The following is a 15,385-nucleotide window of genomic DNA, read 5'->3' as shown; positions in this document are numbered from 1 at the left end:
CTCAGCCGAGGCTGTCGGTCGCCACGCTCCTCCCTTGGGCCGCCGAAACATAGGCGGCCTCGACAAGTACCAGTGTCTTCAGGTTGTCGGCCCCGCTGGTTTCGGGGGCCGTGCCTGCAGATAGGCTGTCGGTGAAATGCTGCTGAATGGTGACGACGCTCTCCTGAATGTTGTGCCAAGGGCGCTCGGCCCAAGGCAGCAGGGGTGGGGCGGCATCGATCACCTCTTCTGCACCTTCCGCCTGCACCGTAAGCCGGTAGCCTGCATCGAGCCGGATCGTGCCCTTCGGCCCGTCGATCTCGAGCAGGGTCTCGGGAAAGGTCTCGGGCGCGCGGCGGGTCGCGTAAGAGCAATCGACCACGCTCGCCATGCCGCTTTCGTGGGTCAGCAGGATGGTAGCTACATCCTCGCCATTGATCTTCTGATTGATCCGGGTTGTCACTGCGGACACACGGGCCACGTCCCCCATGATCGCGCGCGCGATGTCGAGCACGTGGATGCCGAGGTCCTCGATAATGAAGCGCGCGCCCTCGGCGAGGTAGGGCTGGCCGGAAAACACGTCATACCCGGAGCGAAACGAGGCACGGCAGAAGAACGGCATACCGATCCTGCCAGAGCGGACCAGCTCGATCACCCGCCGCACGGGTGATTGCCACCGGAAATTCTCATGCACCATCAGGGTTTTGCCTGCAGTTTCGGCGGCCTCCACCATGGCGCGGGCGTCGGCCATGCTTTCGGCAAAGGGCTTCTGGCAGATCACGTGCGCGCCATGGCTCAGGGCCAGTTCGACCAAGGGGCGATGGCTGGGGGCGGTGGTGATGATATCCACGAAGTCGAGCCCATGAGCACGCATCATCCCACCCGCATCGGTATGCACGTGCGCCACGCCAAAGCTATCGGCAGCCGCGCGCGCCTTTTGCTGGTCGAGGTCGCAGAGCGCGACGATCTCGGCACCCTCCACCGCCTTCCACCCGTTCAGGTGATTGGCGGCAAAAAAGCCCGTGCCGATGATTCCACCCTTCAGCATACGCCCTCCCCCGATCGCTGCCCTGTTCCTCCGGTCGCCGCACCGTAGGCCGCGGCTGCGAGAGGATTAAGCGGATTGCGCGCAGATCGTTTGCGGGAACCCGCAATTCGCGGCGGGGTGGCAGTGAAATTAACGATCATTCCTCCAACTCCATCATGACGAAGGCCACGGAGTAGGGCGTGAGTTCGAGGCTCTTAACCCGTTGCTCCGGCGTGGAGTCCAGCCAGCGTGGATCGGCCATTGCAGCGGCGGCGCTCGCCCGGTCCAACAAGGAGACTCGGGCGGTCTTGGGGAGCGGCAGAGTGCGGGCGGATTGCGAAAGGTTGGCCACCATGAGGCGGGCGCAACCATCCACGACCGCGCCGTAGGCCATCACGCCCGTGGGTAAATCGCGCAGTGTAACCCGTGCGTTGCCAGCCATTTCGCATGCGGCGCGTGCAACATGGAATAGCGGCACAACGCAGCGTTCGCCCTCGTCGAATCCAAACTGTGCATAGGGCTGTGGCGTGGGCACAAGGCCGAAGGGGCCAGTGGGCGCGGCGAGGCAGAGCGCCTCCACTGCGCTGCCCTCGGTGCTGGCAAGCACGCCCACGGCCCATGCCGCGCCGAACAGCCCACGGAGCCGCGGGTCAGGGCTGGCCATCGTCTCACGCCGTTGCTCGAGGTTCTCCGAAACGCTCGTGCCATACGGGTTTGTCCGCATCCCGATGGACACCAGCCCAAGCCGATAGGGTTGCCCGCCGGAGAGGGCTTGGGCACTGGCATAGACCTGCGGCAAGGCCTCCAGTGTCTCGGCGACCGAAAGGTCATCGGCTGCATGCACCGTTGCGGAATTACCGTGGAAGATAAAGTCGCACAGCGCCGGGTCGGGGCGGCAGCGGTTGAACTCGGTGAAGTTGGTGAGCACCCCGCCGCCGACTTGCGCCCGCAGAAAGGCCTGCCGCACCGCTTTGATCAGCGCATCCGGGCGAGGTCCTTCGGGCCATTGTGCGGTGGGCTGGTAGCTTTGCAGGTAGCTCCGGCGCAGGGCGATGACCCGGCGCGGCGCGATACCCGCCTCTTCGAGCCGCGCGGCGAGAATGACAAGCCCGCCTTCGGTCGCGTCATCTTCAAGCAGCAGTTCGGTGTCGATCGGGGCCGCCAGCGCACTTGCGAGGGTTGCGGCCTTTGCGAGAAAAGCTGGGCTGGTGGCCGCCTCGATACGGAGCAGGAGGTGCGAGGCGCCACAAAGTCCAATGGTTTCCTGCATCTCAGCGCCGCCAAGCCAACCCTCTTCCAGCGCGAGGCCGAGCGCGGGCGCCACTCGATCGAGCGTTTCCAGTTGCGGCGCGGGGGTAGCTGCACTGCGCCTGTCGGCAGCGACCTCCCCACTCAGAGAAACGCGAACAGTCTGAGTGATCGGCGCATCAATCTCATACGTAAAGGGCTCTTTCAGTGGCACACAGTAGGTCTTGTAAGAAGCATCAGACCAATTGCGCTGGTCCTCCATCTCAAAGACTTCGCCCTCAAAACGAATGTCCGCCTGTGCGGCGCCGATGGCATATGCGAGGCCGGTGATATCGCCCATCGGCTGAGACGGTTTGATGTGCTTTGGGAAAAACGTCGCCTCAGTGCTTCCGTCCGAATGTGTCACCGTCACCGGCGCGCCGGTCAGGCCAAGGATCGGGTGCAGCACGGTGAGACCGGCCCGGTTGGTGGCGAAGGGGCCTTCCGCGGGCGTCATCGTAACCGTAACCGAAAGCTCCCCCGCCGCGCTGGCCGAAAATTCCACCACCAGCCCCAGCCGCCCACCGGCCACGGATTGCTCGATCCGGCCTGTCATCCGCTCATCGGAGCGGGCGGTCGCATCGTGCAGCGTGGTGGCGGGGTAGGTGGCCCAGTTCTCGTCGCGGATTGGCCAGCTGATCGCCCGCACCAGCTCGGTGCCGTGCCAGCAAATCCGCCGGATGGACTGATCGGAAAGCAGGAAAGACAGCGGCCCGAGCGAAATGCGCCGCCATGGCACCGGCGGCTCTGCGGTGCCAAATGTCAGCACAAGATCTTCCCCGACCTCTGCCGCATCTCCTCCCGCGGCGGAGGCGGCGTTGGCGCCTGTCTCCATCCCACTGTCCAAAATCGGTCTCCTCCACCTTCAGGCTATCCCGCCTGCACCTGCGCAACAGGCCGGGATACGGAAAATCGCTCTCGGCTCTCTGCAGCGCGAGCTGCGGGATCCCGCATTCGAAGGTGCAGAACCACGCAAGCAGGTATCTTGGCGGGTGCATCGGGAGGGCGTAGCATCGGCCGCAGGAGGAGGACGCGGATGGACAGCCAGGAGGAAACCGAGCTCGCTCATTACCTTGCGATTTCGCGGGCAGTGGCGGGCGAGATGGATTTACAAAACGTTCTCAACGGCATCGCGGGTGCGGTGAAGTCCAAGCTGCTGGACTATCACCACCTTGATGTGGCGGTGGTCCTGCCCGGCGATAAATCCAAGCACTTCGCGCTGGAAACAGGCATCGAAACGGTCTGGAACCGCGATGGTGAGGGCCGCCCGAACGATCTTGCACCGGTGCGGCAGGTGCTCAATGGTGAGTTGGGAAGCCTGATGACGGGCGATGCCTGGGCCGATCCGCGGTTCCATTTCGATGGGGCCGATGATGCGCCGATCTTCGAGGCTAACCTGCGCAGCCGTATCCATGTGCCGCTGACGGTGCATGGCGAGGTCATCGGGGTGCTCAGTTTCTCGTCGCCGCAGCGCAATGCCTATGGCGAGGAGGACGTGCGCAAGGCGCAGAACGTGGCCGACCTCATCGCCCCCTACTTCTACGCGCTCAACATGTCGGATCAGGCGCAATCCTCGGCGCGGGCGGCGGGCGCGGCACGCGGGCGGGAGCATTCGCTGCGTCACGGCGCCCAGCGGCTGACCGAGGCGATGGAGGCCGAGCGCCGCCGTCTCGGAATGGAACTGCACGACCAGACCCTCGCCGATCTCTCCGCCGTATTCCGGCGCGTTTCGCGGCTGGCCGGGCAGCCGGGACCGGACAGCGCGGAGTTGCAGGACATCGCCAAGGCCATCTCGCGCTGCACGACCGATCTGCGCAGCATCATCGAAAACACCAAGCCCGGCATCCTTGATCTATTCGGCCTGTCTCAGGCCATCGAAGCCCAACTCGAGAGGGCCACACAGGGGCTGGATCGCAGGGTGAGAACCTCTGTGATCGACGACACCGACAACCTGCTCGACCGGTCGCAATACCGCTTGCAGCTGGCTGTTTTTCGCATCGTGCAGGAGGCGGTGACGAACGCGGTAAAGCATTCCGAATGCAGCGAGATCGACGTGCGACTAGCCGTTGGTGAGCATTGCCTCGATGTTACCGTGGCAAATGATGGGCGCGTGCCCGCTGAGGGCTGGCGCCGGTCGGGGCGCGGGGTGGATAACATCCGCATCCGGGCCGCGCTGATCGGCGCGAGTGTGGCGTTCGAGCGCGACCCGATGGGCTCTGGCAGCCGGACGGTGCTGAGCATCCCGTGCGAAATTGTTCGGGCGGGCACTGAGACCCCGAAGGCCGCTGCCGCGCCAGCCGCCGATGTCGGCACCTTGGACGCTGCCGCCCTCGCCACCGCTGCGGAGCGCGTTCTATGAACATCCTGATCGCCGAAGATGACCCGTTTCACCGCGCCTTCCTCGCGGTCACCGTCCGAGAAGCTTTGCCGGGCTGCGAAGCCGTTCTGGAGGCCGAAGGCGGCGAGCAAGCGGTGAAGCTTGTGCGGGACAACAGGATCGACGGCGTGGTGATGGATATCCAGATGCCTGAGGTCAGCGGCATCGCCGCCGCCTCGAAGATCTGGGAGACCCGCCCAGAAATGCGCATCCTGTTTTGGTCCAACTACTCCGACGAGGCCTACGTGCGCGGCGTGTCCCGGATCGTGCCCAAGGAGGCCGTCTATGGCTACGTTTTGAAGACCGCCTCAGCACAAAGGCTCGGCCTCGCGATGATGGGGATTTTCCTTGAGGACCAATGCATTATCGACCGCGAGGTGCGCGGCGTTCAGCAGCGGGCAATGGACCTGCATGAGGGCCTGTCGAACACAGAGTTCGAAGTGCTGACCGACATCGCGCTTGGGCTGACAGACAAGGCGATTGCGGCAAGGAGGGGCATATCGACCCGCTCGGTACAGAGCCGCCTGAAGCAGCTCTACGAGAAGCTGGGCATAGACCAGCAGCCGCATGACGATGAGGGCCCGGTGTTTAACTCGCGCGCGCGTGCCGTGGCGTTGGCGCTGTCACGCGGGTTGCTGAACCTCGAAGGCATGTCGCTGGGAGAGGCCAAGCTGAGGCGTTGGCTGGAGAAAGGCCAACAGGTGTAAAGTGCTGTGCGTCCGATTGCTGGCACCAAGTGCTTCGCAAAGCGGTTAAGCCTTCACTCCGGCGCATAGCCCCCAACGAAGGCCGACCTGATATCACGCGCTAGAGTCATCAAGGCAGGTTCTCTCGAAAGTAGATATCCAGCTTCAGCGGTGCGGGGGCGGACTCCCGATGCGTCAGGCTGTGGAGGCCCCGGTCGAGCAGCACATCCGGGTCTTGGTCGAAGACGGCGTCCATCGTTCCGTCCAGCAGGGCGCGGCGGGTGTCAGCCGTGAGCCCGTGGCCGACGAACACCACATCTTCGCGCCCGCGTTCGCGCAGCGCGCGAGTAATCCCGCCGGAGGAACCGCCGACATTGTAGATCCCGATAAGGTCCGGCTGCTGCTCAAGCAGGGCGAGGGTGTGGCGGTAGTTCTCGCCCGCGTCGTCATGGCCTTCGCGCAGCCCAACGAGCGTCAGCCCCGGAAACATCTCGTCGATCAGGCTCAGAAACCCGGCCTCCCGGTCGCTGTGGGCGCGATAGTTGCGGGACCCGGCCACCAGCGCCACGGCGCCTTCGGTCCGCCCGGCCAACCTCCCGACGAGCAGCCCGCCGGTGCGACCCACCGCGTGGTTGTCCAGCCCGATATGGGCCACACCCGCCCGCTCGCCGAGATTGGACACGAGGGTGACGAGCCGCACGCCGCGTGCAGCGATCTCCTCTGCCGCCGCGCGGACCTTGGGATGCTCGATGGCGAAGAAGGCCACGCCATCGGCCCAGTCTGCACATTTGCGCAGGGCCTCCGCCAGCGCCTCGGCGTCGAAGCTCTCAATGAAGAGGCAGCGCAGGAACGGGTCCGCCGCGCCCGCCAGCCCGATCCGAGCCTTCACCCGTTCGCCGAGCAGCCGCAGGTAGGGGTTGGTGCCCGCAGGCAGCAGCACGGCAATGTTCATCGCCCGCTCCGCCCCGATATGGGCTGCCTCCTCCTCCCCGATGTAGCCCACAGCGCGGGCCGCTTCGAGCACCCGCCGCCGGGTGCGCTCCGACACGCCCTTGCGGCGGTTGACCACCCGGTCCACCGTGGCAAGCGACACATTGGCCCGCGCCGCGATATCGGTAAGCAACGGCTTTTCTGCCGCATCCATCATCGAGAAACCCCTCAAAAACCCTCAATTCAAAGTACTGGACCAATCATGCTCAGAACTTCTACCTTTCGTCAAATGCCGCGTTTTGAGAGGTATGCGGGCAGTGATCCCCTGCAAACACCTCACAAGACCTCAGATATCTCGGGAGGAGAGACATGACAAAATCCAATGGTTTCAACCGCCGCTCCGTGCTGGCCCTCGGGGGCGCCGCCGTGGCCGCACCCTTTGTCGCGCGGCCCGCATTCGCGCAGAGCACCACGCTGCGCTACGGCCACAACAACGAGGTCGCTTCGGTCGCCGGCGCGCAGGCCGACTGGTTTGCCGAAGCCCTCGGCCAGACCTCGGGCGGCGAGCTTGAGGTGCAGGTCTTCCCCAACAGCCAGCTTGGCAAGTTGCAGGAGCTGGCCGAGGCGGTTTCGCTCGGCACCATCGCTTTCTCGCACAACACCGCGGGGGCGCTGGGCTCGCTCTACCAGCCCTTCGCCGCGCTCGACACGCCCTACCTCTACCGTGACATCGACCACCTGATGGCGGTGACGGATGTGGAGAGCCCGGTTATGCAGGAGCTGAACGAGGGCCTCATCGCCGCCGCCAACGTGCGGGTGATCTACGCCCACTACTTCGGCCGCCGCAACCTGACCTGCTCCAAGGCGGTCATAGGCCCGGCCGACCTTGAAGGCGTGAAGATCCGCGCCGTGCCCTTCCCGATCTACACCACCGCCGTCGAGGGCATGGGCGCCGTTGCCGTGCCGGTCGACTGGTCGGAAGTGCCCACGGCGCTGGCCACCGGCGTTGTGCAGGGGCAGGAGAACCCGGTGAACGTGGTGCTCAACGTCAAGCTCTACGAGGTGCAGAGCCACCTCATGCTGACCGGCCACATGAGCAACGCCGAAGTGGTCGTGATGAACGAGGATGTCTGGCAGGGCATGAGTGACGCCCAGAAGGACGCCGTGCGCGAAGCCTCGACCCAGACCCGCGAAAAGGCCACCAAGGCGATCCTCGACAACGAAGAGGGCGAGACCCAGCAGCTTCGCGATCTCGGTATGACCGTGATCGGCGAGGAAGACGGGCTCGACCTTGCAGGCTTCCGCGAGGGCGTGTCCAAGCTGGTCGACGAGCGCTTCGGCGCTGAGTACGGCGACCTCTACGCCAAGATCGCCGCCGTCTCGGCCTGATCCTTGGCGCGCCTGAGGCACATATTGGCCCGCCTTGCGGGATGGGGGGTGGGGCTCGGCCTCACCCTTCTCGCCCTCATGGCTGGGCTGGTGGTGCTTCAGGTCGCGGCCCGCAACTTTGCCGATGTGGGCCTGCCCTGGGCCGATGAGCTGGCGCGGTTCTCCTGCATCGGGCTGGTGTTTCTCTCGGTTCCACTGCTCGCGGGCCGGGGGTCGCTGGTGGCGGTCACGATGCTGCCCGACATGCTCGGCCCGCGTGCCGCCCGCTGGTTCGGGCTGGTGTCCGATCTGGCCACCTTCGCCTTCGCCGCGCTGCTGCTCTGGAGCTTTGCCGAGTTCCTGCCGCGTGCCGGCAAGTTCCTGACGCCCGCGATGAGGGTGCCCAACTGGGTTTACTACTCGCTCGCGCTGACCGGCTCGCTATTTCTCGCCCTCGTGGCGCTGGAGCGGATCGTGACCACCCTGCGCGGCGGCGCCCCCTCCGCCCCCTACGGCGAAACGGGTGAAGAAGAGGCACTCAAAACCGCATGACCGCCCTGCTGCTGACCATCTTTTTCGTCCTGCTGATCGCAGGTGCGCCGGTGGCGGTCTGCCTCGGCCTCTCCGCCGCGGTGGTGATCGTGACCGAGGGGCTGCCGGTCTCGGTGCTGGCGCAGCGCAGCCTCAACGCGCTCGACAGCTCGCCGCTGCTCGCCGTGCCACTCTTCATCTTCGCGGCCTCGCTGCTCAACGCGACCGGCGTCACCACCCACCTCTTCGACCTCGTGCGCATGGTGCTGGGCCGCATACGGGGCGCCGTGGCGCAGGTCTCGATCCTCGTTTCCCTGATTTTCTCTGGCGTCTCTGGCGCGGCGCTGGCCGACATCGGGGCGCTCGGCAAGATCCAGATCGACCAGATGACGCGGCAGGGCTACCGCCCCGAGTTCGCCGCCGGGCTGACCGTGGCCGCCGCCACCATCGGCCCGATATTTCCGCCCTCGATCCCGATCATCATCTATGCTTCGGTCGCCAATGTCTCCGCCGTGCAGCTCCTGCTCGCGGGCATCGTTCCCGCCCTGCTGCTGACCGCCCTCCTCATGGTGCAGGTCGGCGTGCTGGCCCGCGTCAAATCGCTCCCGCGTGACACTATCGCCGCACGCCCCGCCGACATCGCCCGCAAGGCCGCCATCTCCTTTCCGGCGCTGCTCGCCCCGGTCCTGCTCATCGGCGGCCTCATGTCGGGCTACTTCGGCCCGACCGAAGTGGCGGGGGTGACGGTAGCCTATGCGCTCTTCATCGGCGTCTTCATCTATCGCTCGCTCACCCTGCGCGGGCTCTTCGAGGCACTGAAGGATACCACCACCTCCACGGCAAACATCCTCTTCGTCGTGGCCACCGCCGCGCTCTTCGCCTGGGTGCTGACGCTCGATCAGGTGCCGATGAAGGTCTCCGCCCTGTTGCTCGGCCTCACCGAAAACCCGCTGCTCCTGCTGCTCCTCGTCAACATCCTGCTGCTCGTCGTCGGCATGGTGCTGGAGAGCATCGCCGCCATCCTCATCATTGCCCCCATCATCGCGCCTGCCCTCACGGCGGCCGGTGTGGACCCGCTGCAACTGGGCATCGTCTTTGTGCTCAACCTGATGATCGGCCTGCTCACCCCGCCCGTCGGCATGAGCCTCTACATGATCACCATCATCACGAAGATGCCGATCACCCGCGTCATCGCCGGGGTGATGCCCTTCTTCCTCCCGCTTCTGCTTTCGCTTCTGGTCGTCTCCGCCGTTCCGGCGCTCTCGACCTGGCTCCCCGAAACACTAATGAAATGAGGCTCCCATGAGCAATCTACTCGGCCCGATCCGCCAACTCGGCATCGTGGTGGACGATATCGAGGCCGGCATGAAGCATTGGTCGGAGGTCATGGGCGTGGGCCCGTGGTTCTACAACCCGCAGGTGCCGATCGAGGAGTATACCTACGACGGGCAGAGCTATGAGCCGCACAACTCCGTCGCGCTGGCGAACTCCGGCGAGATGCAGGTTGAGCTGATCCAGACCCGCAATGACGTGCCCTCGATGTATCGCGATTACATGCAGAAGGGGCTGCGCGGGCTTCAGCACGTCGCCTTCTGGACCACGCAGTTTGATGACGATCTGGCGATGATGGAGGCCCGCGGCTTCACGGTGAAGATGTCCGGCACTGTCGGCCAGAACGGCCGGTTCGTGTATTTCGCTGAGGAGCATCACCCCGGAACCTGCATCGAGCTTTCCGAGGTGATGGGGCCGAAGGGGCGGATGTTCGACATGATTCGCGAGGCGTCCAAAGGCTGGGATGGCGCAGATCCGGTGCGCCCCTTCCCCGACCTTTCCGCAATCTGATGGAGCGCGTCACCGCCGACTACCTGATTGAAACGCCGTTTCCGCTGGAGGATGTGGCGGCGATGATGGCGGGCGAGCAATCGTCGGGCACCTTCGTTCGCGTCGCGGGCGAGACCGACGAGCTGCGGGCCCGTTCTGCCGCCGAGGTGCTGAGCATCGAGGAGTTGGGCGAGGTGGCAGAGCCGTCGCTCGCCTCCGCCTACATCACCCGAAAAGGCGCATCGGGCCCGTTCCGCCGGGCGCGGGTGCGCATCGCCTTTCCGGTCGGCAACATCGGGAAAAACCTGCCAACGCTAGCCGCCACCGTCTCGGGCAACCTCTATGATCTGGGCGAAGTCACTGGCCTGAAGCTGCTGAACGTCACCATCCCGCCCGCCTACCGCGCCCGTTACCCGCGCCCCGCGCAGGGCATTACGGGCACACGGGCGAGCCTTGGCGTGCAGGGCCGCCCGGTGTTTGGCACCATCATCAAGCCCAACGTCGGCATGACCCCCGAGGCAATCGCTGCACTGGTGGGCGAGCTTTGCGCGGCGGGCGTGGACTTCATCAAAGATGACGAGATCTGCGCCAACCCCGATGTCGCGCCACTGGCGCAGCGGGTGCCGCTGGTGATGGACGCCATCAAGCGGGCGGAGGACAAATCGGGCCGCCGGGTTATGATGGCCTTCAACATCACCGATGAAACCGATGCCATGCGCCACCACGCCGACCTCGTGGCCGAGCAGGGCGGCACCTGCGTCATGGCCTCGCTCAATTGGTGCGGCCTCTCTGCCATTGAGACCCTCCGCGCCCATACCCCTCTGGCAATTCACGGACACCGCAACGGCTTCGGCGCGATGAGCCGCCACCCGGCGCTGGGCATGGCCTTTCCGGCCTATCAGGCGCTCTATCGGCTGGCGGGGGTGGACCACATGCATGTGCACGGCATCGGCGGCAAGTTCGTCGACTCGGCGGAGGAGGTCACAGAGGCCGCCCGCGCCTGCCTCGCGCCACTGGCCGAGGGCGCGGATGATGCGGTGATGCCCGCCTTCTCCTCCGGCCAATGGGCCGGAACCCTCGGCTCGGCGCTGGAAGCGGCCGGTTCGGCCGACCTGATGTTCATGTGCGGCGGCGGCATCCTCGCCCATCCGGGCGGGCCTGCGGCAGGGATCGCCTCACTGCGGGAAGCCTATGAGGCGCTCTCGGCGGGTCAGACCCTTGCCCAAGCCGCGACTAGCCGCCCGGCCCTCGCCGCTGCGCTCGACTTCTTCGGCACGCGTTGATGGGCGCGCGGATTGTCTTTTTAGGTGATGATTTCACGGGGGCGTCCGACAGCCTCGCCACCTATGCACGCGGCGGATTCACCGCGCGTCTGGTGACGGGGGAGGCCGCGCCGCAACAGGCGCTCGATGTGCTGGGCATCGCCACCGACCTCCGCTCACTGCCGCCGGAGCGGGCCGTGCAGGTGGTGGAGCGCCTCTGGCCGATGATCGCCCAGGAGGCGCCGCAGGCGCTGCACCTGAAAACCTGTTCCACCTTCGATTCCGCCCCGCATGTCGGCTCGATCGGAGCCGTGGCGCAGCAGCTCATCGAGCTGTTCAAACCCGATGTGGCGGCGGTGATCGGCGGGCAACCGAGCCTCGGTCGCTACTGCGTCTTCGGCACGCTTTTCGCCAAGGGGCCCGACGGCGCGGTGCACAGGATCGACCGACACCCGGTGATGTCCTGCCACCCGGTCACGCCAATGCAAGAGGCCGACCTTAGCCTGCACCTTGCGGCCCAGGGCCTCGGCCCGCTGACCCGGATCACCGTGCCGGACCTGCAAGACCCCCACGAAGTAGCCGCCCGGCTCATTGAAGGCCCCGCGCTGATCGACGTGATGCATCAGGCTGACCTGGGTAAAGTCGGGGAAGCCCTCAAACTTGCCGGCGGCCGTCAACTGCTGATCGGCGCCAGTTCGGTCGCCGAAATCCACAGCACAGGGCAAGGCAACGCGGCGCCGTCGGCGCCATCTGCGCCGCCCGGTGCCGTGCTCTCCTTCGCTGGATCGCGCTCCGCGGTGACTGCCGCACAGGTCACGGCGGCACAGTCCTACAAGCGTGTGCGACTGGCCCCCGAGATGCTCGACGATCCGGCAGCCCCCGGCGCGCTGGCAGACAGCCTAAAAACCGGCCAGCCACTCCTCCTCCACCTCGACCCGGACGCCAGCTACAACTGCAGCCCTGATGCCCTCGCCGATGCCTGTGCCGAAATCGTGGAACGGATCGCAACCCAACAGCCTCTCCGCGCCCTAGGCCTCGCCGGCGGCGACACCTCGAGCCGCATCGTCGCCCGCCTCGGCTTCACCGCGCTGGACTACCTCACCGACATGGGAAAGGGCGCATGCATCTGCTCCGCAAGCCACGCCGACGGCAAACGAAACGGCATGCGGGTTCTGCTCAAAGGCGGACAGATGGGGTCCACGGATCTGTTCGATGAGTTCGCAGCACAGGTCTCACGGTAACAAGCCGCTTCAGTGAACCTCGGATCACTGTCTCACATACGCCAATGCTCTTTGATTTATTGGTCGGAGTGAGAGGATTCGAACCTCCGACCCCTGCCTCCCGAAGACAGTGCTCTACCAGGCTGAGCTACACTCCGACCGTGGCGCGGGCTGTATCGCGCCCCGCAGGGCAATGCAAGCCCTTCAGTCGCTTTCCTGCGCCACCCGCCCCACAAGCCGCCCGAGCAGCCGCACCCGTGGCGTGGTGCCGGTCTCGGCGCGGGAGCGGTTCTGCAGCACTGGATGCGCGGTGGAGCGCCCGCCAAAGCTCTCCCGCAGCACGATGTAGATGCAAGCCCTTCAGTGACGCTGCCTTCCTGCGCCACCCGCCCCACAAGCCGCCCGAGCAGCCGCACCCGTGGCGTGGTGCCGGTCTCGGCGCGGGAGCGGTTCTGCAGCACTGGATGCGCGGTGGAGCGCCCGCCAAAGCTCTCCCGCAGCACGATGTAGATCCCGCTCGCAATGATGATTCCGGCGCCGATCCACGTGACCCGGTCGACTGCCTCGCCAAAGAAGAAACTGCCGTAGAACGCGGCCCAGAGCATCTGGCTGTATTGCATCGGCGCGACGATCGCCGCATCGCCCGCCTTGTAGGCCAGAATCGAGCACAGCCCTCCCGCAAAGGCCAACGCGGCCATTAGCCCGAGCAGCCCCAGCTCATGCAACTCCAGCGGCACGTAAACGAAGGGCAGGGCGCAGGCCATCACCACGAAGTTGGCCATCATCGGGTAGAGCAGCAGCACCGCCGAGCGCTCATCCTGCCCGATCTTCCGCACGATGATCGACACCAGCGAGCCGGTGCAGGCCCCGACCAGCGCCGCCAGATGCCCCAGTTCGAGGTCAGATTGCCCCGGCCTCAGCACCACGATCACCCCGATCAGCCCGACGATCACCGCGCCCCAACGGTGCATACCCACGGTCTCACCAAGGATCGGCACCGAGAGCACGGTTATGATCAGTGGCATGGCGAAGATGATCGCATACACCTGCGCCATTGGCAGCGTGGCGAAGGCGTAAAAGATGCACAGCCCCGTCACCACCGCCGATCCGGTCCGCAGCGCCGTCCACCACGGATGCTGCGGAATGAGCGTGCCTCGCGTCGTGTCGCGCATCAGCATGAGCATCACCAACGGAAAGCTCAGCAGGACCGAGAAGAAGATGATCTGAAAGGTGGTAAAACTGCCGCCCAGCGTTTTCACCACCACGTCATGGGCCGAATATAGGCCAAATGCGAGCAGCGCCATCAGGGCGCCCTTGATGTTGTTCGAAGTCTGCATGGGTCTCGTGTTGGCGCTAACGCTTTGGGCGAGGCTACCATGCTGCACTGCCGCGTCAATCGCGGGGCTGCTCGTGCGCCTCCCGGCTGTCCTGCGGGGCCTGCGCCCGCTCGGTCATCCCGTAATCGCGCCGCACCTCTGCCACCCGCAGGCGATAGTCCGCAAACACGCCGCCACGCCCCGCCGCCTGCTGCGCCCGGTGCCCCGCCCGGTTGCGCCAGGCCTCCACCGCCGCCTCATCCTCGAAGAAGCTGAGCGACAGCATCTTGCCCGGCGTGGTGAGGCTCTCGAACCGCTCCACCGAGATGAACCCCGGATGCCCCTTAAGGCTCTCCCGCAGCGCTGCCGCCCGCTCCAGATACTCCGTGCGCCGCCCGTCAGCGGGCTCCACCTCGAAAATCACTGCAATCATGTGGTCCTCCCTGATGCCAGCTTGAAGAATGCCCGATCCTCACGCCGGATGAACCGCTTTTCCTGCGCAAAGGCGTAATTCTCGCGCCCCAGCGGATCTTCGGCCAGCCGCGCGCGATACGCCTCATAGGCGGCTAGAGAGGGCAGGGAGTAAACCCCGTAAGCGAGCGTCGATGAGCCCTCATGCGGGGCGAAATAGCCTATCAGGTCGGCCCCGCAGCGCGGGATGCACTGGCCCCATTTGCGGGCATAGTGCTCGAAGTCCGCGCGCTGCGTCGGCTCGATCTCGTAGCGGATGAAACAGGTGATCATGGTCAGGCTCCTTTTCTTCCCCATACCCCGACGAGCCCCGCCAATGCTTCGGCCTGCACCAAACCATCCCCGCTTGACCGGCACCCTGTCGCCCCGCAGGCTGCCCGCATGAAGGAAGGACCCGACATAACCCGCATCGCCGCGCTGATCGGAGATCCGGCGCGCGCCAACATGCTCACGGCCCTGCTCTCCGGCAAGGCGCTCACGGCGAGCGAACTGGCCCATGAGGCGGGCATCACCGCGCCAACAGCCTCAGGGCATCTGGCCAAGCTCGAAGACGCCGGCCTGCTCTGGCGCCGCAAACAGGGCCGCCACCACTACTTCGCGCTTGCCGGAACCGAGGTGGCCTCGGCTCTGGAGGCTCTCGCCGGCCTCGCCGCCTCAAAAGGCCACCTGCGCACCCGTACCGGCCCGCGAGACCACGCCCTGCGCGAGGCCCGCGTCTGCTACGATCATTTCGCCGGTTCGGCAGGCGTCCGCATCTTCGAGAGCCTCGCCGCATCGGGCGCGCTCACCGTCAACCGCGAGGCCATCACCCTCACACCCGAAGGCGAGGCGCGCATTACCGCGCTAGGCATTGACCTTGCGCCCCTCAAGGCCAAGCGCCGCCCGCTTTGCCGCGCCTGCCTCGACTGGTCCGAGCGCCGCACTCATCTCGCAGGCGCCCTCGGCGCGGCGATCCTTAGCCACGCCACCGCCAGCGGCTGGGCGACCCGCACCAAAGGGTCCCGCCTGATCACCTTCAGCAAAAAAGGCGCCTTCGAATTCGAAAGCGCCTTCCCGATCTGAATCAGAACAATTCGTCTAAAATTTTCCCCACCCCGCCTGCATTTTCTT

At 65.7% G+C, this 15,385-nt stretch carries 15 protein-coding genes, 1 tRNA gene and 1 pseudogene; 9 read left to right on the top strand and 8 right to left on the bottom strand.

Annotation, left to right across the window (positions count from 1 at the left end):
• Position 1: 1 nt before the first annotated feature.
• Positions 2 to 1,027: a Gfo/Idh/MocA family protein gene (locus ACUXVX_RS20760; protein WP_446309779.1), complete on the bottom strand. Its 1,026-nt coding sequence runs from the start codon at positions 1,025 to 1,027 to the stop codon at positions 2 to 4.
• Between the two features lie 136 nt (positions 1,028 to 1,163).
• Entirely contained in the window at positions 1,164 to 3,140 is a 1,977-nt protein-coding gene (locus ACUXVX_RS20755) for a hypothetical protein (RefSeq protein WP_446309778.1), read from the bottom strand.
• A gap of 189 nt (positions 3,141 to 3,329) precedes the next feature.
• Between ACUXVX_RS20755 and ACUXVX_RS20750 the strand changes: the two genes are divergently transcribed.
• Both ACUXVX_RS20750 and ACUXVX_RS20745 read left to right on the top strand, forming a co-directional pair.
• Entirely contained in the window at positions 3,330 to 4,652 is a 1,323-nt protein-coding gene (locus ACUXVX_RS20750; protein ID WP_446309777.1) for a GAF domain-containing sensor histidine kinase, read from the top strand.
• The gene (locus tag ACUXVX_RS20745; RefSeq protein WP_446309776.1) at positions 4,649 to 5,377 is read left to right on the top strand and encodes a response regulator; all 729 of its coding nucleotides are present in this window, start codon (positions 4,649 to 4,651) and stop codon (positions 5,375 to 5,377) included. Before ACUXVX_RS20750 ends, ACUXVX_RS20745 begins: the two co-directional genes overlap by 4 nt.
• A 109-nt stretch (positions 5,378 to 5,486) precedes the next feature.
• On the opposite strand, the gene ACUXVX_RS20740 is transcribed toward ACUXVX_RS20745, so the two are convergent.
• On the bottom strand, positions 5,487 to 6,503 hold the full coding sequence (locus ACUXVX_RS20740; RefSeq protein ID WP_446309775.1) for a LacI family DNA-binding transcriptional regulator: 1,017 nt from the start codon (positions 6,501 to 6,503) through the stop codon (positions 5,487 to 5,489).
• Positions 6,504 to 6,655: 152 nt separating this feature from the next.
• Here ACUXVX_RS20740 and ACUXVX_RS20735 point away from each other — a divergent pair, with 152 nt between their 5' ends.
• Genes ACUXVX_RS20735 through ACUXVX_RS20710 form a run of 6 tightly spaced genes read left to right on the top strand, consistent with a single transcriptional unit; the run spans position 6,656 to position 12,509 of the window.
• Positions 6,656 to 7,675: a TRAP transporter substrate-binding protein gene (locus tag ACUXVX_RS20735; RefSeq protein ID WP_446309774.1), complete on the top strand. Its 1,020-nt coding sequence runs from the start codon at positions 6,656 to 6,658 to the stop codon at positions 7,673 to 7,675.
• Between the two features lie 24 nt (positions 7,676 to 7,699).
• Positions 7,700 to 8,206, top strand: coding sequence for a TRAP transporter small permease (locus ACUXVX_RS20730; RefSeq protein WP_446309773.1), 507 nt, complete (start codon positions 7,700 to 7,702; stop codon positions 8,204 to 8,206).
• Positions 8,203 to 9,480, top strand: coding sequence for a TRAP transporter large permease (locus ACUXVX_RS20725; RefSeq protein WP_446309772.1), 1,278 nt, complete (start codon positions 8,203 to 8,205; stop codon positions 9,478 to 9,480). Before ACUXVX_RS20730 ends, ACUXVX_RS20725 begins: the two co-directional genes overlap by 4 nt.
• A gap of 7 nt (positions 9,481 to 9,487) precedes the next feature.
• Positions 9,488 to 10,027 (top strand): VOC family protein, encoded by a 540-nt coding sequence (locus ACUXVX_RS20720; RefSeq protein ID WP_446309771.1) that lies wholly within the window; start codon positions 9,488 to 9,490, stop codon positions 10,025 to 10,027.
• Positions 10,027 to 11,289, top strand: coding sequence for a ribulose-bisphosphate carboxylase large subunit family protein (locus tag ACUXVX_RS20715; RefSeq protein WP_446309770.1), 1,263 nt, complete (start codon positions 10,027 to 10,029; stop codon positions 11,287 to 11,289). Before ACUXVX_RS20720 ends, ACUXVX_RS20715 begins: the two co-directional genes overlap by 1 nt.
• Entirely contained in the window at positions 11,289 to 12,509 is a 1,221-nt protein-coding gene (locus ACUXVX_RS20710) for a four-carbon acid sugar kinase family protein (protein WP_446309769.1), read from the top strand. The genes ACUXVX_RS20715 and ACUXVX_RS20710 overlap by 1 nt, the downstream gene beginning before the upstream one ends.
• 60 nt (positions 12,510 to 12,569) lie before the next feature.
• Here the strand turns inward: ACUXVX_RS20710 and ACUXVX_RS20705 are convergent.
• From ACUXVX_RS20705 to ACUXVX_RS20685, 5 genes and pseudogenes are all read right to left on the bottom strand, one after another.
• Positions 12,570 to 12,646, bottom strand: a tRNA-Pro gene (locus tag ACUXVX_RS20705).
• A 46-nt stretch (positions 12,647 to 12,692) separates the two neighbouring features.
• On the bottom strand, positions 12,693 to 12,830 hold the full coding sequence (locus tag ACUXVX_RS20700) for a hypothetical protein (protein ID WP_446309768.1): 138 nt from the start codon (positions 12,828 to 12,830) through the stop codon (positions 12,693 to 12,695).
• 221 nt (positions 12,831 to 13,051) lie between these two features.
• Positions 13,052 to 13,792, bottom strand: a pseudogene (locus ACUXVX_RS20695) (DMT family transporter); the annotation flags it as partial.
• A gap of 88 nt (positions 13,793 to 13,880) precedes the next feature.
• Positions 13,881 to 14,237, bottom strand: coding sequence for an antibiotic biosynthesis monooxygenase family protein (locus ACUXVX_RS20690; RefSeq protein ID WP_446309767.1), 357 nt, complete (start codon positions 14,235 to 14,237; stop codon positions 13,881 to 13,883).
• Positions 14,234 to 14,548, bottom strand: a complete 315-nt coding sequence (locus ACUXVX_RS20685; protein WP_446309766.1) for an NIPSNAP family protein — start codon at positions 14,546 to 14,548, stop codon at positions 14,234 to 14,236. Before ACUXVX_RS20685 ends, ACUXVX_RS20690 begins: the two co-directional genes overlap by 4 nt.
• A 108-nt stretch (positions 14,549 to 14,656) precedes the next feature.
• On the opposite strand from ACUXVX_RS20685, the gene ACUXVX_RS20680 reads away from it, so the two are divergent.
• A complete protein-coding gene (locus tag ACUXVX_RS20680) occupies positions 14,657 to 15,337 on the top strand; it encodes an ArsR/SmtB family transcription factor (RefSeq protein ID WP_446309765.1) in 681 nt (226 codons plus the stop codon).
• Positions 15,338 to 15,385 lie beyond the last annotated feature (48 nt).

This window comes from Vannielia sp. SX4, assembly GCF_052828525.1.
This window is presented reverse-complemented; position numbering and strand designations above follow the sequence as displayed.

Coding starts and splice junctions, on each gene's coding strand:
- ACUXVX_RS20720 (WP_446309771.1), top strand. CDS start 9,488: ATGAGCAATCTACTCGGCCCGATCCGCCAACTCGGCATCGTGGTGGAC.
- ACUXVX_RS20690 (WP_446309767.1), bottom strand. CDS start 14,237: ATGATTGCAGTGATTTTCGAGGTGGAGCCCGCTGACGGGCGGCGCACG.
- ACUXVX_RS20680 (WP_446309765.1), top strand. CDS start 14,657: ATGAAGGAAGGACCCGACATAACCCGCATCGCCGCGCTGATCGGAGAT.
- ACUXVX_RS20745 (WP_446309776.1), top strand. CDS start 4,649: ATGAACATCCTGATCGCCGAAGATGACCCGTTTCACCGCGCCTTCCTC.
- ACUXVX_RS20710 (WP_446309769.1), top strand. CDS start 11,289: ATGGGCGCGCGGATTGTCTTTTTAGGTGATGATTTCACGGGGGCGTCC.
- ACUXVX_RS20715 (WP_446309770.1), top strand. CDS start 10,027: ATGGAGCGCGTCACCGCCGACTACCTGATTGAAACGCCGTTTCCGCTG.
- ACUXVX_RS20735 (WP_446309774.1), top strand. CDS start 6,656: ATGACAAAATCCAATGGTTTCAACCGCCGCTCCGTGCTGGCCCTCGGG.
- ACUXVX_RS20760 (WP_446309779.1), bottom strand. CDS start 1,027: ATGCTGAAGGGTGGAATCATCGGCACGGGCTTTTTTGCCGCCAATCAC.
- ACUXVX_RS20725 (WP_446309772.1), top strand. CDS start 8,203: ATGACCGCCCTGCTGCTGACCATCTTTTTCGTCCTGCTGATCGCAGGT.
- ACUXVX_RS20740 (WP_446309775.1), bottom strand. CDS start 6,503: ATGATGGATGCGGCAGAAAAGCCGTTGCTTACCGATATCGCGGCGCGG.
- ACUXVX_RS20750 (WP_446309777.1), top strand. CDS start 3,330: ATGGACAGCCAGGAGGAAACCGAGCTCGCTCATTACCTTGCGATTTCG.
- ACUXVX_RS20685 (WP_446309766.1), bottom strand. CDS start 14,548: ATGATCACCTGTTTCATCCGCTACGAGATCGAGCCGACGCAGCGCGCG.